Raw genomic sequence first — 18,963 nt, 5'->3', positions numbered from 1 at the left:
GAAATACATCCCTGGTTCCGGTTTGCTATTGTTTTAATAGCTGCTTGCGCCCGTCCCTTTTGGGTAACCGATGTTTTTTACATAAATCCATGGATTTCCCGCTGATCACCGACGCCTTCTTCTATGCCGTGGCAATTCCCGCCGTGCTGATGTTGGGCATCAGCAAAAGTGGTTTTGGGGCCGGCTTCGGGTCTCTTGCGGTTCCCGTCATGGCGCTGACGGTCACCGTGCCGCAGGCCGCCGCCATCCTGATGCCGGTGCTGCTGCTGATGGACTTGCTGGGGCTGGCGGCTTTTCGCCGGGACTTCGATGTGAAGTTTCTGAAATTCCTGATCCCTTTTGGTTTGGTGGGAACCGTGGTGGGGGCGCTGTTGTTCAAGGTGCTGGACGCCCGAGTCGTGGCAGGGGTGGTGGGAATATTCACCTTGTTGTTTTTGGCGCAGCGCCTGTTGTTCCCGCCCCGGCCCGACAGCCCGCCGCCGCCCAAGTGGCTGGGCGCCATTCTGACGGTGACCTCGGGCTTCACGAGCTTTGTATCTCACGCAGGTGGCCCGCCGCTGAGCGCCTATGTGATCCCCATGCGCCTGAGCCCGGTGAAGTTCACGGCTACCATGGCCGCTTTCTTTTTTGTCATCAACCTTTCCAAATGGATTCCATACGCCTGGCTGGGTCTGCTGGACCTGCGCAATATGGCGACGTCGCTGGTTTTGCTGCCGCTGGCGCCACTGGGCGTGTGGATAGGCGTGCGCATGGCCCGGAGCATCAGCCCGGTGCTTTTCTATCGTCTGCTGTATGTCGGCATGTTGCTGACCGGGTGCAAGCTGCTCTGGGACGCTTTCCGCTAGAAGCGTGAAGTGGCCGGCACGGATTGCCATGCGAACCTCTGCAATTGCTTTACCGGTATTTCCCTTTCCCGTCTACTGCGGCTTGTGAAACCCGGCGCGTCCGCTGGTTTCTTGCGGGGAGCCCGGGAATTTCACCGGCCTCTTCACTGCAAATTTCTGTGAGAATCGCTGGCATGAGAACAAGAAGCGCGCACCGCGGCTAACGCCCTTCATGACCACAGTCGTTTTTGCGGATCTTGTGGGCAGCACCAGCATGTTCGAACGGCTGGGCGATGAAACAGCATCGCACTTCGTGACCCAGCTCATCGGCGTCCTGAGCCAGGTCTTCCAGCAACACCAGGGGCGTGTGGTCAAGTTGCTGGGTGACGGCCTCTTTGTGGTGTTTCCCAACGAGGGCGACGCGCTTTCCGCCTGCATCAGCATCCAGAAGCGCCTTCAGGAAAAACCGATCAAGCCGGGCGGCAGCGGCACCCCGGTACAGATGCAGATGGGTATCGAGTCGGGTGAAGTGGTTGAAATCGACGGCGACTGTTTCGGTGACACCGTCAATTCCGCCGCCCGGCTCGCAGACCTTGCGGGTGCCGCCCAGATCCTCACGACCGAAAACGTCTGGACCGCCCTGTTGCCCGCCCAGAGGGCATCCCTGCGCAGCATGGGCCCCATGTACCTTCGCGGCAGGGCTGAAGCCAGCCATGTCTACCGGGTCGAATGGCAGGCTGGCCGCGACGAGGATGCCACGATGGCCGGGCGTTCGATGTTCTCTTCACCCAGCCAGGCCTTCCTCGAACTCAGCTTTGCGGAGCAAACTGTCAGGCTGGATTCGAAAAGCAGCAAGCTGGCGCTGGGCCGGGCCGCCGATGCGGCGCTGACATTAAACGACCCCCGTGTTTCGCGCATGCATGCCACCCTCGAATGGCGTGGCGGGCATTTTGTGTTGACGGACGCTTCCAGCTACGGCACCTGGGTGTACCTTGGCAACCAGAGTGAGGCGGTGGTGCTGCGGCGCACCGAGTGCTACCTGGTTGGCAGCGGCCAGATCGTGCCGGGCTGCGAGCGTACCGACGAAAATGCCCCGCTTGTCACGTTTTCCATCAGGACCTGATCCGCGGAAGAGGGCGGATTCCGGACCTTTTTCGCTGCATGATGCAGGCTAGAATCGTTTTTTGTTTCAAGACGTAGGCGTCCCCCTCAGGCCCGCAGCACGGTTTCCGCCAGTTACGTCCATTTCCATTCCCTCATGAGTCTCAAGAAACTTGGCCGTTACGATCTCATCCGCGTCCTCGGCAAGGGGGCGATGGGGCTGGTGTATGAGGGGCGGGATCCCAACCTTGACCGTCGCGTGGCGATCAAGACCATCAAGGTCGAAAATCTTTCGGAAGAAGCCGCCGCAGAGTACGAAGTGCGTTTTCGCACCGAGGCCCGGTCTGCGGCGCGCCTGCAGCATCCGCATATTGTCAGCGTCTATGACTCCGACCGTGACGGCGACATTGCCTTCCTGGTCATGGAATTCGTCGACGGCGACGACCTCAAGCACCACCTGGACAAGGGCAACCTCTATACCCTGGAGCAAACCCTGGGCATCATGGGTGACCTGCTTTCGGCGCTGGATTACGCGCACAGGCAAAGCATCGTCCACCGCGACATCAAACCGGCCAACCTGCTGATCGAGACGAGCGGGCGTGTCAAGCTCACCGACTTTGGTGTGGCGCGCATCCAGGATTCCGGCGAAGCCACCCGTACGCAGGGTTCCATGGTCGGAACGCTGAAATACATGTCGCCCGAGCAGGTGCAGGGCCGGCCGATTGATGCCCGCGCCGACCTGTTTGCTGCCGGCATCGTGCTGTATCAGTTACTTACCGGGAAACGGCCGTTTGACGGTGACACCGACTTCGCCACCATCCAGCAGATCGTCGGGCATACCCCGGTCATGCCGGGTGCGTTCAATGCCCGATTGCCCGCTGCTCTGGATGCCGTGGTGGCCAAGGCCCTGGCCAAATCGCGCGACCAGCGTTATGCCAGCGCGCAGGAGTTCCTTGCTGCGCTGCAGGCCGCGGCACGCGAGGCGCCCGATATCTCGGTGGTTCCGACCGCCGTGCCGCCCGGGCCCGGCAGCAGTTCAACCTGGACTTCCACGATGCTGTCCGGCGAAGCGCTGGTTGACCAGCCGTCGGGCACCAGCGCCAACATCTCGGTCGTGACGCAGGAGCTCGAGCTCGTCTACTGGAAAGACATCAAGGAGTCCATGGATGTGGAAGACATCCAGGGCTTTCTGGCCAAGTTCCCGTCGGGTATCTATGCCGACCTGGCGCGCCGCCGCCTCAAAAAACTCGGCGTGCCTGGCGCAGACGACTCGGACATCGGCCGGCGCCTGGGTACCGGAACGCTGATTGTTCCGCGTCCCGATACACAACCAGCCCCTCCAGCCCCTCCAGCCCCTCCAGCGCCGGCCAGCGCATCCGCCTCCGCGGCCGACACCGACATGGCCTGGAAGGCCCTTGAAGAGGCGGCAGCCAAGGCGCCTTTGCCGCCTCATGTGCCGGTGAAACCCGCCGCCGATGACCCGGATGCCACGCGCCTGGGGACACCGGTGGTGGTTGCGGCGGCTCAACCGGACCAGGAAGCGCATGACGCATCCACCGACTGGCCGGAGACCGTGTTTAGCGAGGCAGCCGTGAGCCCGGCAGCACCTGAGCCTGCCAGCGGGCGGCCAACGCAAGGTGCAGCTGCAATTCCCGCCAGGAGCCCAGCCGCGAATACCAACGACGCCGCACTGCCGCCGATAAAGTCAAAATCGGCACGGCGGCGCAGTCCCCTGGCGTCGCCCGGGGTCGCAACGGCACCCGCAAAGGCAGCTTCACCTGCACCCTACCGCTACCTGGTGTGGGGTCTGGCGGGCCTGGTGGCGGTGGCCGTGATCGGCCTTGGATGGAAATCCCTTTCCGGCCGCGCTGCCCCTGCCACACCGTCTGCCATACCGGCCAATATAGCGGCCAAGGCAGCGCCCGGCGCGGCGAGGGTGGCACCAGCAGCTTCCACTTCGCCCGTGGTGTCTGCGGCGCCTGCTGCAGCTGCACCCGCAGTGCCAGCTGCGCAGGCCCAGCCTGCGGCCTCGGCTGCTTCCTCTTCTGTGGCGAAGGCACCCCTGTCTGCAGCCTCCAGGGCGGCGCTTGCGGCTGCGGCCGCCACCCGAAAGGCTGCATTGGAAAAAGAGCGGCAGGCCAAACAGGCTCAGCCCAAATCCGCCGCTACCCCTTCCCCTTCGGCGACCGACCACGCTGCCACACCGGCGCCGCAGGCAGCGGCCGGCAATCCGCGGCAGGCCTGTGAAGGGCGCATCCTCCTCGGTTTCCAGATCTGCATGTCTGAGCAGTGTGCCAAGCCGGGCTTCGCCCAGCACCCGGTGTGTGTGGAACGGCGGGTCATGGAGCAGCGGCGGCGCGAGGATCAGTCGAACCGGTAGGCCGCCGACTGCCTCATTTTTTGCTATAAAAACGATAGCTGCTGGCGCCCGTTGTTAAAGGGCTGGCGCGACATTTTATTCAGATTCCTGGCCCTGCCAGGCAACTGGCCGGCGCTGCGCCTGTTGCTGGCGTTCCTGGGCCAGCTGTTCTTCCAGCTGCAGGCGTCCCTGGGTGGCTACGGCGATGACCTTGGTGCGGTCCTTGCGATGCGGGTACATGCGTTCGAACAGCTCCAGGTTGTGCCGGCGAAAGCGCATCGCCGCCTGGCGCGCTTCGTGCGGCGGCTGGCCCAGCAGCTCCAGCACCGTACGCGCGCTGCGCAGGCTGGACTCGAACACCTCACGTTCCACCTGCATCACGCCGCGGTCACGCAGCGCGTTCCAGTGTGTCACGTCGCGTGCGCGGGCAACGATCTGCATTTGCGGAAAATGCTCGCGCGCCAGGTCAACGATCTTGAGCGACTGCTCCATGTCGTCGACCGACAGCACCAGGATTTTGGCCGTGGCCGCGCCGGCAGTGCGCAGCAGGTCCAGCCGCGTCGCATCGCCGTAAAAGACCCGGTAGCCGAACGCCCTCACGGTTTCGACCATTTCCGCGTCGTGGTCCAGCACGGTGGCCGGAATGCCCTGGGCCAGCAGCATACGGCCGATGATCTGGCCGTAGCGGCCGAAACCGGCAATGATGATCGGGGCCTCTTGCTGCTCGGAAATTTCTTCGAGTTGCGGCGTGTCGCAGCCGGCCCAGCGCGGCAGCAGCAGCTTGTCGACGGCCACCAGCAGCAGCGGGCTCAGCAGCATGGACAGCGCCACCGCACCTATCAGCAGTGAGGCGATCTCAGCGGAAAACACATGTGCCCCGGCTGCTGCCTGGAACACCACGAAGGCGAACTCGCCGCCCTGCGCCAGCAGCACCGCGAACACCGGGCGTTCCTGGAAAGGCAGCTTCATGAGGCGCGCCAGGCCGTAGATCACGACCAGTTTCAGGCCGAGGAAGCCCACCAGGATGGCGGCCATCAGTCCGGGCGATTTCCAGAGCACGCCGAAGTCGATGCTCATGCCGACGGCAATGAAGAACAGGCCCAGCAGCAGGCCCTTGAACGGCTCGATATCGGTTTCGAGTTCGCGGCGGTATTCACTTTCCGCCAACAGCACACCCGCCAGAAAAGCGCCCAGGGCCATCGACAGGCCGACGAACTGCATCAGCGCCGCAATGCCCACCACCAGCAGCAGCGAGGCTGCGGTGAAAATTTCGGGTGTACCGCTGTTGGCGATCCAGCGCAGCAGGGGCCGCAGCAGCAGGCGGCCGCCCAGGATAATGCCGACGATGGCCGCTACGATTTTGATAGCTTCCAGCGCACGACTGGTATGCGTTACAGCCTCATTTTCTCCACCGATTGCGCCCAACAGGGGCAACAGCGCGAGAATCGGGATGGCCGCCACGTCCTGGAACAGCAGGATGGAAAACCCGGCCTGGCCGCTCGACGTCGGCATCAGGTGGCGCTCGCCGATGGCCTGCAGCGCGATGGCGGTAGACGACAGCGCCAGCCCGAGGCCGGCCACCAGCGCAATCTGCCAGCTCACGCCAAATGCCATCGCGACGCCCATGAGCAGGGCGGCGCAGCCCAGCACCTGGGCACTGCCCCAGCCGAAGATGGGCCGGCGTAAATTCCACAGGCGCTTGGGCTCCAGCTCCAGCCCCACCAGGAACAGCATCAACACCACGCCAAACTCGGCGAAGTGGAGGATGTCCTGCACATTGGTAACCAGCCCCAGGCCCCAGGGGCCTATGGCGATGCCGGCGGCCAGGTAGCCGATGATGGAGCCGAGGCCGAGTTTTTTGGCCAGCGGCACGGCAATGACGGCGGCGGCCAGGTAGATAAAGCTGTTGGTCAGCCAGGCGGGTGCGTGCTCCATGTTATCTAGCCCCCACGCTTTTCACTCCGTGTGCCTTCGGCGTTACGCTGCCCCTTTCACTTTCAATAGGGGCTGCCTGGCCTTGGGGCGGCCCGACGGCCAGCCGCGCAGCGTGTCCGTTCGGCAAGTCGGCCGCAGCTTCTGGCGCAGGCCGATCCTTCATCGGAACCACGCAGGCGGCGCATTGCTCCAGGTCTTCCAGCTCGGGCCAGTCGGGGTAGCTTTGCAGGCGCTGGCGGAAGGTTGCGATGTGATCGGCAACGGTTTGCCTGTCAACGCTGTGGGCGCCGTGCAACACCAGAGGCGGCAAAAATCGCATGCCGCACAGCGCGGCGCTTTGCTCGTACGGCGGCAGGAAGGCATCAAAAAAGTAGCGGTTGTAGCCTTGTGGGTGATAGGACGTTTCGGGGCCGCCTGTGGTGGCGACCAGCCACAGGTCCTTACCCTGCAGTGCCCGGCCTTTTGCGCCTTCCTCCTCACCTTCGCCGTAGGCCCAGCCGTAGGTGAGTACATCGTCCAGCCAGAGCTTTTGCAGCGCGGGCATCGAGTACCAATGCATGGGGTGGAGCAGTACCACCAGTTGCGCGCGTTCCAGGGCGGCCTGCTCTTTGGGCACGTCGATGGCGTAGTCGGGATAGCTCGAGTACAGATCCTGCACCTGGACACGCGGCAGGGCCTTCGCGGCCTCCATCAGCGGGCGGTTGACCCGTGATTCTCGCCAGGCAGGATGGGCCGCAATGACATAAATATCTGGATTTGCCGTGCTGCCCGCCGATTTATCAGTGGTTGTGAGAACTGTGTCCATGCCGTTACCATAGCGGAAAAGCAAGACCAAGAGTTCCCAGGAACGACAAGTTCCAAACCGAGGAGATTCGCATGCCCGTGGTTGTGATCGCCAATCCGAAGGGGGGCGTCGGCAAAACGACGCTGGCCACCAACGTTGCCGGATACTTTGCCAGCCAGGGCCATGCGGTCATGCTGGGAGACGCCGACCGGCAGCAGTCTTCACGGTTGTGGCTGGGGCTGCGGCCGCCCGCCGCCCGGCCGATTGCCACCTGGGATGTGAATGCAGACCTGATCGTCAAACCCCCCAAGGGCACGACGCATGTGGTGCTCGACACGCCCGGCGGGTTGCATGGCTCGCGCTTTAACGATGTCTTGAAGCTGGCCGACAAGGTCATCGTGCCGCTGCAGCCCAGCGTCTTCGACATCTTTGCCACGCGCACCTTCCTGGACCAGCTGGCCGAACACAAGCACGCCGGCAAGATGCAGGTGGGCATTGTCGGCATGCGCGTGGATTCACGCACGATTGCCGCCGACAAGCTGCGCAGTTTCGTTGAGGGGCTGGGTTTGCCGGTGCTGGGCTACCTGCGCGACACGCAGAACTACATTCACCTGGCCGCGCGGGGGCTCACGGTGTTTGACGTGGCACCCAGCCGTGTTGAAAAAGACATGGAACAGTGGCAGGGCATCTGCCGGTGGCTTGACCGCTGAACCTCTGAGCATCGCGCCGGTTTGTCGCTGAGCCGACATGCCGTGCCCCTATGTGTCGCTACAGTGGCGGCATGAAAACCTTTGAAACCCTGGCCGACCTGGCCGCCTGCACCGGCCAGGAAGTCGCCGTCAGCGACTGGATCACCATCACGCAGCAACAGGTCAACCTGTTTGCCGAAGCGACGGGCGACCACCAGTGGATTCATGTGGACCCTGAAAAGGCGGCGGCCGGCCCGTTCGGCGGGCCGATCGCCCATGGGTTCCTGACCTTGTCACTGCTGCCGCGTTTTTTCGAGTCGTCGTTTGAGATTACCGGCTCGCGCATGGGCGTGAATTACGGGCTCAACAAGGTGCGATTTACCGCGCCGGTGCCCGTCGGCAGCCGTCTGCGGGCACGCATGAAGCTGCTGGCTGCCGAGGCGATTGACAACGCCGGCATGCAAATGACCTGGGAAGTGACCGTGGAACGCGAAGGCTCGCCCAAGCCGGTGTGCGTGGCGGAATCGCTGGTGCGGCGATACCCCTGAATGTGCCGCTGGCGCTAGATGCGCGTCAGCTGGCTGGCCGGCAGCCAGCCCTCAAAAACACCGATCAGGCCATTGATGCGTTCGGCGGCTTCCGTCTGGGAGTGCGCATGTGCGATGCATTGGTGCAGGTCGCTGCGCAGCAGCCACAGGTCGGAGGGCGTTTTGGCCAGGTTGATCTTGTAGATCACCCGCGGGGTGCGCGGATCTTCGCAATCATGCAAAAGGGTGCGCAGGCTTTCCTGGATCTGTTCGACCGAGAGCCGGTTGGCTGCTTTGGCGGTGCTGGAAAGGCGGGACGTGCTGTTGCCGAAAATACGCTGGATGACCATATTCACTGTGTTTTTCCTTCCAGTCTTGTGGACTGGGCGGTGGGAAGGGATAACGCAGGAAGGGCCGGGTAGTGGCAATCCGCACGTTCGGGCCTGCAGCGAGAACTTTAGGCTTGAAGGATTGGAGTTTAGGGTTTTTACTTAGATCCTGGCAAGGGGGGGCCAGTCCAAAGGTTGGCAAAAGCGGACATATGTCTCATCCAGGCGTGCCGGGCGACCCTGAAAACCCGTTTTGCCGCCAGGCCTCAAACACGGTAACGGCCACGGTGTTGGAGAGGTTCAGGCTGCGCTGGCCCGGCAGCATGGGCACTTTGAGGCGCTGCGGTGGCGCAAAGGATTCACGTAACTCTGGCGCCAGGCCGCGGGTTTCGGCGCCGAAAACCAGCCAGTCGCCGGGCAGGAAGCGCGTGTCATAGACGCTGGCGGAGCCGTGTGTGGTCATGGCGAAGAGCCTGTCGGAGGGTGGTTGCTCACTTTCGAGGAAGGCTTGCCAGCTGAGATGCCGCAGCACCTGGGCGTACTCGTGGTAATCGAGCCCCGCCCGGCGCATGTGTTTGTCGTCCATCGAAAACCCCAGCGGTTCCACCAGGTGCAGCCGGCAGCCGGTATTGGCTGCCAGCCGGATGACATTGCCGGTGTTGGGGGGGATCTCAGGCTCGACCAGAACAATATTGAACATGGCTGGATTGTCGTGCGGCGCGAGCCCGGTTCCTATGGCCGCCTTGTCGTTATTCCAGCTATAGGTGCGCATGGGGTTCCTGGCCAGCCGGGGCCGCGGGACTGGCTTTGCCAGACCGCAGGCGCAGCGCCCCCTCGGGGGGCAGCGAACCACACGCAGTGGGGAGCGTGGGGGCTATTGCTCGGTTCGCGCAAGGACAACGGCGCTAACGTGTGCGGCGCCCGCATCCCGCAAGGCCTGTGCGGCCGTATACAGCGAGGCACCGCTGGTCATTACGTCATCCACCAGCACCACGCGCCGTCCCTGCAATTCCCCCGTGCGCAGCGGATCCACCTGGAAAGCGCCCTTGACGTTGGCCAGCCGGTCCTTGCGTTTGAGCTGGCTTTGCGGGCGCGTGTGCTTTACCCGCAGCAGCAGCCTGGCATCGGTCTGGCCTTGCGTGCGTGTTCGTCGGGCCAGTGCCACACACAACTCCCAGGCCTGGTTGAAGCCGCGCACCTGCAGGCGCTCCGCCGACAGCGGCACCGGAACGATCCAGTCGCCGGGGGTCAGTTCTGCCATGAGCCCGGCTACGCCCGGCGACTGGGCCAGCAGGTTGGCAAAAAAAGCGGCCCAGCCGTGCTGCTCGCCGAATTTGTAGCCCGCAATCAGGGCGGACCAAGGGTAGGCATAGTGCACCGCGGCAAAGGCGCCGTCCAGAGGCGGCGGATGGCTGACACAGGCGCCGCAGGGCTGCGGCCCAACCCGAAGACCCATGGAAAGGTCGCCGGGCAGGGCGAGAGCGCAGCGGGGGCAACGCGGGACGGCCAAGGCAAACCGGGCCACGCAGGCGCCGCACACCTGGCGCGCCGGCCAGCTGCGGCATACAGCGCACTGGCTGGCCAGGCCGGGGAAGCCGCCAAAGCGGCCGGTCGGCCGGGACGGGAATGTGGCGGGAGCAAGCAGGCGTGTGAACACCGTGTCAATATACTCGCGTACCTTCCCCGCTTGCCTCGGCGGGCCCCGCGCTTCCTTTGCCCTCTTTGCTCCCTTCCATGACCCCTACACAGCGCCCACCCACGCTCGACCCGATTGCCGTCAGCCGCTGGGACCGCACCGCTCCACTGGCCTCGCCGTGGCTTCATGAAGAAGTGGCGCGGCGCATGATGGACCGGTTGCAATGGATCAAGCTGCAGCCGCGTGCGTGGGTGCACTGGGGAGCATTGCGCGGAGGGATCCAGGCGCAGGAAAAACTGGCCGAGGCCTACCCAAAATCAAGGTGTTTTGTGGTTGAAAGCAGCTCTGGACGTGCGCAAGAAGCTATCAAAAATATAGCAAAACCGTGGTGGAATCCGCGCCGTTGGCTGGCGGCTCCCATACGCTTTGAGGCGCCACCGGCAGGAACTGCCGACATGCTCTGGGCCAACATGGCGCTGCACGAATCGGCCGACCCGCAGGCCCTGCTGGCGCACTGGCACCAAACGCTGAAGGTAGACGGTTTCCTGATGTTTTCCTGCCTGGGCCCGGATACCGCGAAGGAGTTGCGCGAGGTTTATGCGCAACTGGGCTGGCCGCCGGCCGGGCATGAACTGACAGACATGCATGACTGGGGCGATATGCTGGTGCAGACGGGGTTTGCCGAACCCGTGATGGACATGGAGCGCATCACCCTCACCTATGCGACCTCGGCGCGGCTGCTGGAAGACATCAGGGAGCTGGGCCGCAATTTTCACCCGGCGCGGTTTTCTTCCCTGAGGGGCCGGGCCTGGAAGGCGCAGCTTGAAAGTGCGCTGTCCCGCCATCTCGTCAGGGGCGAAGACGGGCGGCTCTGCCTCACCTTTGAAATCATTTATGGCCACGCGCTCAAGGCGCCGCCGCGGATCAAGGTCAGTCCGCTCAGCGCGGTGTCGGTCGCCGATATGCGCAGCATGCTGCAGGGCCAGCGCTCTGGCGGCTAGGTGCCCGGCAGGTGTTGCGCAGGCGCTCCCAATCCCTGGTGTTGACGGGTTTTCAGAAGGGGCGGCAAGGTAAACCCGGCTACAATTCAAAGCTGAATTTTTGGGTATGTTCCCAAGCCTCATGCGGTCAATGCCCAGCGTTAACCGCAGTTTTTTTGAGGGTTGCCACATGCTGCAGCCAACACCAGCGTTTCGTTTTGCCACCTTGCCCGCACAGGGCGCCTACAGCCACGATGCTGTGCTGTGGCTTCTCAAGCGTCACTGTTCACTCACACCGGCCCAGTTGGGCTGGCTGTATGTGTCTTTGTGCGGTGTTTCACTGGGTATTGCCGGATTTTTCTGGCTGCAGGGTGCCACCATGGTGATGCCTTTTGCCTGGATCGAGCTGATAGCGGTGGGGGCTGCTTTTGTGGCGTATGCCAGGCATGCGGGCGACGGTGAAAAAATCGTCCTGCAGGGCGAGCGGCTGGTGGTGGAGCTGGAAACGGCAGGGCGCACGGAGCGGGCTGAATTCAACCGCGAATGGGTCCGGATCGAGCCCAGGGATGGGGATGGGTCGCTGATTGAGGTGTCCGGGCAGGGGCGGTCTGTCCAGGTCGGGCGGCATGTGCGGCCAGAGCTGCGGCCCGCGCTGGCCCGAGAGATTCGCATGGCGTTGCGGAGTGTTTGACAGTTCCTGAAAGACTTGTGTCAGTTCAGGTGCGGCAGGAGGGCTTGCCGCTAACTTTATAATCAGCCGGTTAATTTGGTCGGTAATTGAAGCAGAAAAAGTGATCACGATGAACGTAAGCAACACCATGAGCAAAATGACACGGCTTGGCATGCAGCATGCAGGCGCAATTCTGGCATCTGCGGCCGCCTGGGTCAGCACCGCCGCTTACGCCGTCAACGACCTGAAGGGCGGCCCGGCCGTCAATCAGCTGAATTTGCACCCGGCCGTGACCAAAATTGCCGAAGAGCAGCAGTGGCTGCATTGGTTCATGATGGCCATCTGCCTCGTGATTTTTGTGGCTGTTTTCGGGGTGATGTTCTATTCCATCCTGAAACACCGCAAGTCGGTCGGCCACAAATCGGCCAATTTCCACGAATCTACCGCTGTTGAAATTGCCTGGACCATCGTCCCCTTCATCATCGTGATCGCCATGGCCCTGCCGGCCACCAAGGTGCTGGTCGCCCAGAAGGACACCACCGCCGCCGACCTCACCATCAAGGCCACCGGCATCCAGTGGAAATGGGGCTACGACTACATCAAGGGTGAAGGCGAAGGCATCGGCTTTGTCTCCACACTCGACAACACGCACCGCGAAATGTCCGACAACGGCGGCCCCAAGGCCGGCGAAGCTCCCGACAACTACCTGCTCAAGGTCGACAACCCGCTGGTTGTTCCCGTCAACAAGAAAATCCGCATCATCACTACCGCCAGCGACGTGATCCACGCCTTCGCGGTGCCGGCATTCGGCATCAAGCAGGATGCGATTCCCGGCTTTGTGCGCGACACCTGGTTCCGTGCCGAACAAGTCGGCGACTTCTACGGCCAGTGCCAGGAGCTTTGCGGCAAGGAGCATGCGTACATGCCTATCCACGTGAAGGTTGTGTCCGCAGCCGATTACAGCGCATGGGTGGCTGTCAAGGCCAAGGAAGCCGCAGCCAAGGCGGATGATCCTTCCAAGGTCTGGACGCTGGTTGACCTGAAGGCGCGCGGCGAAAAAGTGTACGCTGCCAATTGCGCTGCCTGCCACCAGGCCAACGGCAAGGGCGCTGGCCCGATCAAGCCGCTGGACGGCTCGCCGATTGTTCTCGACGCAGACCACAAGAAGCAGATTCAGACCGTGCTCAATGGGGCCGCCGGTGGCGCCATGCCTTCCTGGAAGGCGCTGAGCGACACCGATCTCGCCGCCGTGATCAGCTACTCCAAGAACAACTGGTCCAACCAGACCGGCCAGATCGTCCAGCCCGCTGAAATACAGGCGGCTCGCAAGTAAGCCTCAGGCGTTACCCGCAGATTCCATCATTTCGCCGGCGTGACCTTGCCGGCCGCAAAAGACAAGCTACAGGCACAAGCCACCAAAGGAAGCCAAGATGAGTGCAGTTCTAGACCATCACGATCACGCACATGATGACCACGATCACCATGCCCCGACGGGCTGGCGTCGCTGGGTCTTTGCGACCAACCACAAGGATATTGGCACGCTGTACCTGTTGTTCAGTTTCTTCATGCTGATGTTCGGTGGCGTGCTGGCCCTGCTGATCCGCGCCGAGCTGTTCCAGCCCGGCCTGCAACTGGTCAACCCCGAACTGTTCAACCAGCTCACCACCATGCATGGCCTGATCATGGTGTTCGGCGCCATCATGCCGGCCTTCGTGGGTTTCGCCAACTGGATGATCCCGTTGCAGATCGGCGCGGCCGATATGGCTTTTGCCCGCATGAACAACTTCAGCTTCTGGCTGTTGATCCCGGCCGGCATCATGCTGGTGGGGTCGTTCTTCATGCCTGGTGGCGCACCCGCCGCGGGCTGGACGCTCTACGCGCCGCTCACGTTGCAAATGGGCCCGTCCATGGACGCCGGTATTTTTGCGATGCACATCCTGGGTGCTTCGTCCATCATGGGTTCGATCAATATCATCGTCACCATCCTCAACATGCGCGCTCCCGGCATGACGCTGATGAAGATGCCGATGTTCTGCTGGACCTGGCTGATCACCGCCTACCTGCTGATCGCCGTGATGCCGGTGCTCGCAGGCGCCATCACCATGACGCTGACTGACCGCCACTTCGGCACCAGCTTCTTCAACCCCGCCGGCGGCGGCGACCCGGTGATGTACCAGCACATCTTCTGGTTCTTCGGCCACCCCGAGGTTTACATCATGATCTTGCCGGCCTTCGGCATCATCAGCCAGATCATCCCGGCTTTCTCGCGCAAGCGCCTGTTTGGCTACGCCTCCATGGTGTACGCCACCGGCTCCATCGCCATCCTGAGCTTCGTTGTGTGGGCGCACCACATGTTCACCACCGGCATGCCGGTTACGGGCCAGCTGTTCTTCATGTACTCCACCATGCTGATCGCCGTGCCCACGGGCGTGAAGGTGTTCAACTGGATCGCCACGATGTGGCGCGGCTCCATGACCTTTGAAACCCCCATGCTGTTTGCGGTGGGCTTCATCTTCGTGTTCACCATCGGCGGCCTGACGGGCGTGATCCTTTCGGTCGCACCGATCGACACGCAGTTGCAGGACACTTATTACGTGGTGGCTCACTTCCACTACGTGCTGGTGGCTGGTTCGCTCTACGCCCTGTTTGCCGGCTACTACTACTGGTCGCCCAAATGGACCGGCGTCATGTACAACGAAACCCGCGGCAAGATCCACTTCTGGTGGTCGCTGATTTCCTTCAACGTGACCTTCTTCCCGATGCACTTCCTGGGCCTGGCCGGCATGCCGCGCCGCTATGCCGACTACCCCATGCAGTTCGCGGATTTCAATGCCGTGGCCAGCGTGGGCGCGTTCTTCTTCGGATTTGCCCAGCTGTACTTCTTCCTGTTCATCGTGGTCCCCACGATGCGCGGCAAGGGCGCACCTGCCAGGCAGAATCCCTGGGTGGACGAAGGCGGCAAGGGCGCCGAAGGCCTCGAGTGGGAAGTTCCTTCTCCCGCGCCTTTCCACACCTTCGAAACGCCGCCCAAGCTGGATGCCTCGGCAACCCGCGTGATCGGCTGATTGAACTCAACGGTAATCGCCATGACGACACCCGAACAAAAGAAGAGCAACCTGAGGCTGGCCCTGATACTGGCTTCGGTCGCTCTGGTCTTTTTTGCCGGCTTCATGGCCAAGATGATTTTCCTGAGCCATTGAGCCGCCAGGTCGACCTCAATCTCAAACCAGTACCGATGTGATGCGGCTCAAGCGCGAAAACTTCAACATGATGGGCAAGCTGGCCGTGATCGTGCTCGGCATGTTCGGCTTCGGTTATGCGCTGGTGCCCATCTACAAGGCGATTTGCGAGATGACCGGCATCAACGTGCTGGCCCTGTCCGACCGCCAGATCCCTGGTGCGACGCCCAATTTGCCGGCCAATACGCAGGTAGACCGCACGCGCACCATCACGGTTGAGTTTGATGCGAACACGCGCGGCCCCTGGCATTTCAAGCCCGCGCAGAACACGCTGCAGGTTCACCCGGGCGAGCTGACCACTGTGATGTACGAATTCCAGAATGTGCAGGACCGGACCATGTCCGCCCAGGCCATCCCCAGCTACGCTCCCGCGCAGGCCGGTGCGCATTTCAACAAGCTTGAGTGCTTCTGCTTCAGCCAGTACACCCTGGCGCCCGGTGAGAAAAAGCAGTGGCCCGTGGCCTTCGTGATCGACCCGAAACTGTCGAAAGACGTGAGCACGATCACGCTGTCCTACACCTTCTTTGAAGTGGGCGGCAAGACGCCGGCTGCGCCCGTCACGCCCAAGGCAACGACTGCCGCCGTGCCACCTGAAAAACAGGCAGGCGCATGAGCATGGCCGCAACCCCCCGCAAACCCTCTTTTTGGCGCACGGTCAAGGCTGTGGCCTGGTCCTTTGTAGGCCTGCGTGCACGCGGCGACTACGAAGAAGACGTGAAGAATTTGAGCCCTCTCCACATCATTGTGGTGGGGCTGATTGCCGTGGTCGTGTTTGTCGCAGTCCTGGTGCTGCTGGCGAAGTGGATGGTCGCGCGCTAAAGCGCGGCATCCTCACAATGCCCCACGGTACAAGTTAAAAGATTATTGGAAATTCGAGAGAAAAACAGGAGTCGAGCGATGTCATCAGCAACCCACGGGTCAACCCCCCACTACTTCGTCCCCAGCCCATCGAGCCATCCGGTGATGGCATCTATTGGCCTGTTTTTTGTCATCTTGGGCGCCGGCCAGTGGATCAATGGCGCCGACTGGGGCAAATGGTCGTTGGCCTTCGGTATGGTGTGGTGGTTGGTCACGTTGTTCCGCTGGTTCAGCCAGTCCATCGCCGAAAGCGAAGGCGGCATGTACGGCCGCAAGATCGACATGTCCTTCCGCTGGAGCATGAGCTGGTTCATTTTTTCGGAAGTGATGTTCTTCGGCGCTTTCTTCACTGCATTGTGGTGGGCCCGCTCGCACTCCTTGCCCGCACTGGGCAGCCTGGAAAACGCGCTGCTCTGGCCTGATTTCAAGGCGGCCTGGCCCTCTATCGTGCCCGGCGCCACGACATCGCCCGCCGACATCGTCGAAGCGTTTACCGCCATGAAGCCGCTGGCGATCGGCGGCGGCATCTGGGCCAGCATCATGGGCTCCCTGCCAACGGTCAATACGGCACTGCTGCTGAGCTCCGGTGTCACCATCACCATCGCCCACCACGCGCTGATTGAAGGCAAGCGTGCCCGCACCATCGCTTTCATGTGGGCGACGGTTGCGCTCGGCGTGGTCTTCCTGTTCGTGCAGGGCTATGAGTACTTCCATGCCTATCACGAGATGAACCTGAAGCTGTCGTCCGGTGTCTACGGCTCGACCTTCTTCCTGCTCACGGGTTTTCATGGCTTCCACGTGTTTGTCGGCATGCTGATGCTGCTGTTCATCACGCTGCGCCTGCACAAAGGCCATTTCACCCCTGAAAAGCATTTCGGCTTTGAAGGCGCTGCCTGGTACTGGCACTTTGTGGATGTGGTGTGGCTGGGCCTCTACATCCTGGTGTACTGGTTGTAAGGGAACCAACAGCGGCTCAGGCCGCTCAACCAAAGGCCGCTTGATGCGGCCTTTGTTCTTTATTCCGCCACCCGCAGTGGTTTTTTATTTACCAGCGGGGATGCCGGTAGGCTGGATATAACCGAGCTTCCACGCAATCAGAATGCAGACAAACAGCAAAACCGAAAACCCGATACGGAACGCCAGTGCGCGCGCCATGTTGCTGTTTTTGCGTTTGCTGCTTTCGGCGCCTTCACTGCCCTTGCCGCCCCTGAGCATGAAAAACAATGCGGAGGCCAGGCTGGCAAAAATGGCGATAAACGCCAGTGCGATCAGGTAAGTCATGAACAGGATTATCGGCTCATGACACGTGCTTTGCACTCCCCGCGCTTCTGGATTCTCACGGTGGCCGCACTGGTGGTTGCCGGCACGACTTTTTCGCTGGGGCAATGGCAGCTGCGCCGCGCCGCGCAAAAAGAAGCGCTGCAGGCCGCCGTCGATTCCAAAGGACGGCTTCCCGCGCTGGATGTGCGTTCACTGCTTGCCAGCCAAAACCTCGCTGATGACATTCACCGGCCCGCCATGCTCAAGGGAAGCTGGCGCGCCGAGCACACCGTGTATCTCGACAACAGGCCCATGAGCGGCAAGACGGGTTTTTTGGTGGTAACACCGTTGCTGCTGGAAGGCAGCCAGCAGGCCATTCTGGTGCAGCGTGGCTGGGTGCCGCGCAACTTTGCCGACCGCACACGCCTGCCGGATGTTTCAACGCCGCCAGGCATCGTGACGGTTGAGGGCCGTATGGCCCCGCCGCCTTCCAGGCTCTATGAGTTCCAGGGTACCGAGAGTGGGCGCATACGGCAAAATCTCGACTTGCCTGCTTTCCGGGCGCAAACCGGCCTGCCGCTGCTGGATGTCTCATTGCTGCAGACCGGTGCGCCCAGCGAAGGCCTGCTGCGCGAGTGGGCTGCGCCCAACCTGGGCGTGGACAAGCACTACGGTTATGCCTTCCAGTGGTTCGGCCTTTGCGGCCTGGTGGTTCTTTTGTATGGCTGGTTTCAGCTGGTCCTTCCTTTTCGTACCCACATGCGCGGCAAACGCCGCGATCAATTGCCGTGACAAACGATACGCCTGCTACCCCTCATACCCCTGATACTCCTCCCGTCCACGCTGCTGCAGCCGGACTGCAAGACCAGCCCCTGGGCCTGACCGTGCATGCCATGCCCGTGCTGGACCAGTCCAGTACGCGCGCACCCAGCACCGTGGCAGGCCGCTGGAAAATGCTGGCCGTGCTGCTGGTGTGCGCGGCGCCGGTCATCGCGTCTTACGTCACCTACTACCTGATCCGGCCCGAAGGCCGCCGCAACTTTGGTGAGTTGATTGACCCGCAGCGTCCGCTGCCGCCGCTGGCCACGCGCTCGCTCGACGGCCGAACCGGCACGCTGAAGGCGCTGAAGGACCAGTGGCTGCTCATCAGTGTGGCCGGCGGCGCCTGCGGTGCGCAGTGCGAGCAGAACCTGTATTTCCAGCGCCAGCTGCGCGAGTCCCTCGGCAAGGAAAAAGAGCGCCTGGACCGTGTCTGGCTGGTGGTGGACGAAGTGCCGGTGCGTGATGCCTTGCTCCCCGCGCTGGCTTCGTCGGCGGTGCTGCGTGTGGCGCCAGCTGAACTCGCGAAGTGGCTGGAGCCCGCTGCGGGCCAGCGGCTGGAGGATCATCTCTATCTGGTCGACCCCATCGGCAACTGGATGATGCGTTTCCCGGCCGACATGGACGTCCCCGCAGCCGCCAAGGCCAAGCGCGACCTGGAGCGTCTCCTGCGTGCCTCCAGCAGCTGGGACAAAGAGGGAAGGTGAATATGGCCCCCACGCTTTTCACTTCGTGTAATGCGCTGCCCCCCGAGGGGGCCGCTGCGCCTGCGGTCTGGCAAAGCCGGTTCCGCGGCCCCTGCTTGTGTGAAGAGCCCCCACGGTCGCTCACTGCGTGTAGCTCCCTGCCCCCGAGGGGGCCGCTGCGCCTGCGGTCTGGCAAAGCCAGTCCCGCGGCCCCTGCTTGGTTGGATACCTCCAGGGCGTTGCGGGCTCCAGTTTTCATTAATCAAT

Annotated in this window: 21 protein-coding genes; 15 read left to right on the top strand and 6 right to left on the bottom strand. The window is 62.4% G+C overall.

Going from position 1 to position 18,963, the window contains the following annotated elements:
- The first annotated feature begins 89 nt into the window (after positions 1-89).
- The 3 genes from AC1DVV_RS13365 (at position 90) to AC1DVV_RS13355 (ending at position 4,305) form a co-directional block, all read left to right on the top strand.
- Entirely contained in the window at positions 90-845 is a 756-nt protein-coding gene (locus AC1DVV_RS13365; protein ID WP_457282232.1) for a sulfite exporter TauE/SafE family protein, read from the top strand.
- Between the two features lie 211 nt (positions 846-1,056).
- Positions 1,057-1,947 (top strand): adenylate/guanylate cyclase domain-containing protein, encoded by an 891-nt coding sequence (locus AC1DVV_RS13360; protein ID WP_457282231.1) that lies wholly within the window; start codon positions 1,057-1,059, stop codon positions 1,945-1,947.
- Positions 1,948-2,082: 135 nt separating this feature from the next.
- Positions 2,083-4,305 carry a serine/threonine-protein kinase gene (locus AC1DVV_RS13355; protein WP_477702234.1) on the top strand — a complete coding sequence of 741 codons (2,223 nt, stop codon included), beginning with the start codon at positions 2,083-2,085 and terminating at the stop codon, positions 4,303-4,305.
- Positions 4,306-4,380: 75 nt separating this feature from the next.
- Here AC1DVV_RS13355 and kefC read toward each other — a convergent pair whose 3' ends face one another.
- Entirely contained in the window at positions 4,381-6,219 is a 1,839-nt protein-coding gene (gene kefC / locus AC1DVV_RS13350) for a glutathione-regulated potassium-efflux system protein KefC (RefSeq protein ID WP_477702235.1), read from the bottom strand.
- Between the two features lies 1 nt (position 6,220).
- Positions 6,221-7,024, bottom strand: a complete 804-nt coding sequence (kefF, locus tag AC1DVV_RS13345; protein ID WP_457282228.1) for a glutathione-regulated potassium-efflux system oxidoreductase KefF — start codon at positions 7,022-7,024, stop codon at positions 6,221-6,223.
- A 71-nt stretch (positions 7,025-7,095) separates the two neighbouring features.
- On the opposite strand from kefF, the gene AC1DVV_RS13340 reads away from it, so the two are divergent.
- Both AC1DVV_RS13340 and AC1DVV_RS13335 read left to right on the top strand, forming a co-directional pair.
- On the top strand, positions 7,096-7,713 hold the full coding sequence (locus AC1DVV_RS13340; RefSeq protein WP_457282227.1) for a nucleotide-binding protein: 618 nt from the start codon (positions 7,096-7,098) through the stop codon (positions 7,711-7,713).
- 71 nt (positions 7,714-7,784) lie between these two features.
- Positions 7,785-8,240, top strand: a complete 456-nt coding sequence (locus tag AC1DVV_RS13335) for a MaoC family dehydratase (RefSeq protein WP_457282226.1) — start codon at positions 7,785-7,787, stop codon at positions 8,238-8,240.
- A 14-nt stretch (positions 8,241-8,254) separates the two neighbouring features.
- On the opposite strand, the gene AC1DVV_RS13330 is transcribed toward AC1DVV_RS13335, so the two are convergent.
- The 3 genes from AC1DVV_RS13330 to AC1DVV_RS13320 all read right to left on the bottom strand — a co-directional run bounded on the left by AC1DVV_RS13330 (position 8,255) and on the right by AC1DVV_RS13320 (position 10,205).
- Positions 8,255-8,575: a hypothetical protein gene (locus AC1DVV_RS13330; protein WP_457282225.1), complete on the bottom strand. Its 321-nt coding sequence runs from the start codon at positions 8,573-8,575 to the stop codon at positions 8,255-8,257.
- A gap of 190 nt (positions 8,576-8,765) precedes the next feature.
- Entirely contained in the window at positions 8,766-9,248 is a 483-nt protein-coding gene (locus tag AC1DVV_RS13325) for a tRNA (cytidine(34)-2'-O)-methyltransferase (protein ID WP_477690307.1), read from the bottom strand.
- A 174-nt stretch (positions 9,249-9,422) separates the two neighbouring features.
- Complete coding sequence (locus tag AC1DVV_RS13320; protein ID WP_457282224.1) at positions 9,423-10,205, bottom strand: ComF family protein; 783 nt, start codon at positions 10,203-10,205, stop codon at positions 9,423-9,425.
- Between the two features lie 77 nt (positions 10,206-10,282).
- On the opposite strand from AC1DVV_RS13320, the gene AC1DVV_RS13315 reads away from it, so the two are divergent.
- The 8 genes from AC1DVV_RS13315 (at position 10,283) to AC1DVV_RS13280 (ending at position 16,888) form a co-directional block, all read left to right on the top strand.
- The gene (locus tag AC1DVV_RS13315) at positions 10,283-11,185 is read left to right on the top strand and encodes a methyltransferase domain-containing protein (protein WP_457282223.1); all 903 of its coding nucleotides are present in this window, start codon (positions 10,283-10,285) and stop codon (positions 11,183-11,185) included.
- Positions 11,186-11,354: 169 nt separating this feature from the next.
- Entirely contained in the window at positions 11,355-11,855 is a 501-nt protein-coding gene (locus AC1DVV_RS13310; RefSeq protein WP_457282222.1) for a DUF2244 domain-containing protein, read from the top strand.
- A 136-nt stretch (positions 11,856-11,991) separates the two neighbouring features.
- Complete coding sequence (gene coxB, locus AC1DVV_RS13305) at positions 11,992-13,167, top strand: cytochrome c oxidase subunit II (protein WP_477666769.1); 1,176 nt, start codon at positions 11,992-11,994, stop codon at positions 13,165-13,167.
- Between the two features lie 97 nt (positions 13,168-13,264).
- Positions 13,265-14,899: a cytochrome c oxidase subunit I gene (gene ctaD, locus AC1DVV_RS13300; protein WP_477690309.1), complete on the top strand. Its 1,635-nt coding sequence runs from the start codon at positions 13,265-13,267 to the stop codon at positions 14,897-14,899.
- A gap of 21 nt (positions 14,900-14,920) precedes the next feature.
- Positions 14,921-15,034, top strand: coding sequence for a cytochrome oxidase small assembly protein (locus AC1DVV_RS13295; RefSeq protein WP_457282220.1), 114 nt, complete (start codon positions 14,921-14,923; stop codon positions 15,032-15,034).
- Between the two features lie 40 nt (positions 15,035-15,074).
- Positions 15,075-15,686: a cytochrome c oxidase assembly protein gene (locus tag AC1DVV_RS13290; protein ID WP_477666770.1), complete on the top strand. Its 612-nt coding sequence runs from the start codon at positions 15,075-15,077 to the stop codon at positions 15,684-15,686.
- 2 nt (positions 15,687-15,688) lie between these two features.
- The gene (locus tag AC1DVV_RS13285; RefSeq protein WP_457282218.1) at positions 15,689-15,892 is read left to right on the top strand and encodes a DUF2970 domain-containing protein; all 204 of its coding nucleotides are present in this window, start codon (positions 15,689-15,691) and stop codon (positions 15,890-15,892) included.
- 78 nt (positions 15,893-15,970) lie between these two features.
- Positions 15,971-16,888, top strand: a complete 918-nt coding sequence (locus tag AC1DVV_RS13280; protein ID WP_457282217.1) for a cytochrome c oxidase subunit 3 — start codon at positions 15,971-15,973, stop codon at positions 16,886-16,888.
- A gap of 84 nt (positions 16,889-16,972) precedes the next feature.
- On the opposite strand, the gene AC1DVV_RS13275 is transcribed toward AC1DVV_RS13280, so the two are convergent.
- Positions 16,973-17,212: a twin transmembrane helix small protein gene (locus tag AC1DVV_RS13275; RefSeq protein ID WP_457282216.1), complete on the bottom strand. Its 240-nt coding sequence runs from the start codon at positions 17,210-17,212 to the stop codon at positions 16,973-16,975.
- Between the two features lie 18 nt (positions 17,213-17,230).
- On the opposite strand from AC1DVV_RS13275, the gene AC1DVV_RS13270 reads away from it, so the two are divergent.
- A complete protein-coding gene (locus AC1DVV_RS13270; RefSeq protein ID WP_457282215.1) occupies positions 17,231-17,983 on the top strand; it encodes an SURF1 family protein in 753 nt (250 codons plus the stop codon).
- Between the two features lie 101 nt (positions 17,984-18,084).
- The gene (locus AC1DVV_RS13265) at positions 18,085-18,717 is read left to right on the top strand and encodes an SCO family protein (RefSeq protein WP_477666771.1); all 633 of its coding nucleotides are present in this window, start codon (positions 18,085-18,087) and stop codon (positions 18,715-18,717) included.
- Positions 18,718-18,963 lie beyond the last annotated feature (246 nt).

Source organism: Polaromonas sp. P3_B4 (genome assembly GCF_056402835.1).
Note: the sequence above shows the minus strand (reverse complement) of the source record. Positions and strands in the feature narration are given on the sequence as shown.

Bases quoted from the DNA above. Each gene is read 5' to 3' on its own strand.
- AC1DVV_RS13265 (WP_477666771.1), top strand. From the start codon at position 18,085: ATGCCCGTGCTGGACCAGTCCAGTACGCGCGCACCCAGCACCGTGGCA.
- coxB (WP_477666769.1), top strand. From the start codon at position 11,992: ATGACACGGCTTGGCATGCAGCATGCAGGCGCAATTCTGGCATCTGCG.
- AC1DVV_RS13270 (WP_457282215.1), top strand. From the start codon at position 17,231: ATGACACGTGCTTTGCACTCCCCGCGCTTCTGGATTCTCACGGTGGCC.
- AC1DVV_RS13355 (WP_477702234.1), top strand. From the start codon at position 2,083: ATGAGTCTCAAGAAACTTGGCCGTTACGATCTCATCCGCGTCCTCGGC.
- AC1DVV_RS13285 (WP_457282218.1), top strand. From the start codon at position 15,689: ATGGCCGCAACCCCCCGCAAACCCTCTTTTTGGCGCACGGTCAAGGCT.
- AC1DVV_RS13280 (WP_457282217.1), top strand. From the start codon at position 15,971: ATGTCATCAGCAACCCACGGGTCAACCCCCCACTACTTCGTCCCCAGC.
- AC1DVV_RS13360 (WP_457282231.1), top strand. From the start codon at position 1,057: ATGACCACAGTCGTTTTTGCGGATCTTGTGGGCAGCACCAGCATGTTC.
- kefF (WP_457282228.1), bottom strand. From the start codon at position 7,024: ATGGACACAGTTCTCACAACCACTGATAAATCGGCGGGCAGCACGGCA.
- AC1DVV_RS13290 (WP_477666770.1), top strand. From the start codon at position 15,075: ATGCGGCTCAAGCGCGAAAACTTCAACATGATGGGCAAGCTGGCCGTG.
- AC1DVV_RS13295 (WP_457282220.1), top strand. From the start codon at position 14,921: ATGACGACACCCGAACAAAAGAAGAGCAACCTGAGGCTGGCCCTGATA.
- AC1DVV_RS13335 (WP_457282226.1), top strand. From the start codon at position 7,785: ATGAAAACCTTTGAAACCCTGGCCGACCTGGCCGCCTGCACCGGCCAG.
- AC1DVV_RS13365 (WP_457282232.1), top strand. From the start codon at position 90: ATGGATTTCCCGCTGATCACCGACGCCTTCTTCTATGCCGTGGCAATT.
- AC1DVV_RS13315 (WP_457282223.1), top strand. From the start codon at position 10,283: ATGACCCCTACACAGCGCCCACCCACGCTCGACCCGATTGCCGTCAGC.
- AC1DVV_RS13325 (WP_477690307.1), bottom strand. From the start codon at position 9,248: ATGTTCAATATTGTTCTGGTCGAGCCTGAGATCCCCCCCAACACCGGC.
- AC1DVV_RS13275 (WP_457282216.1), bottom strand. From the start codon at position 17,212: ATGACTTACCTGATCGCACTGGCGTTTATCGCCATTTTTGCCAGCCTG.
- ctaD (WP_477690309.1), top strand. From the start codon at position 13,265: ATGAGTGCAGTTCTAGACCATCACGATCACGCACATGATGACCACGAT.
- AC1DVV_RS13310 (WP_457282222.1), top strand. From the start codon at position 11,355: ATGCTGCAGCCAACACCAGCGTTTCGTTTTGCCACCTTGCCCGCACAG.
- kefC (WP_477702235.1), bottom strand. From the start codon at position 6,219: ATGGAGCACGCACCCGCCTGGCTGACCAACAGCTTTATCTACCTGGCC.
- AC1DVV_RS13340 (WP_457282227.1), top strand. From the start codon at position 7,096: ATGCCCGTGGTTGTGATCGCCAATCCGAAGGGGGGCGTCGGCAAAACG.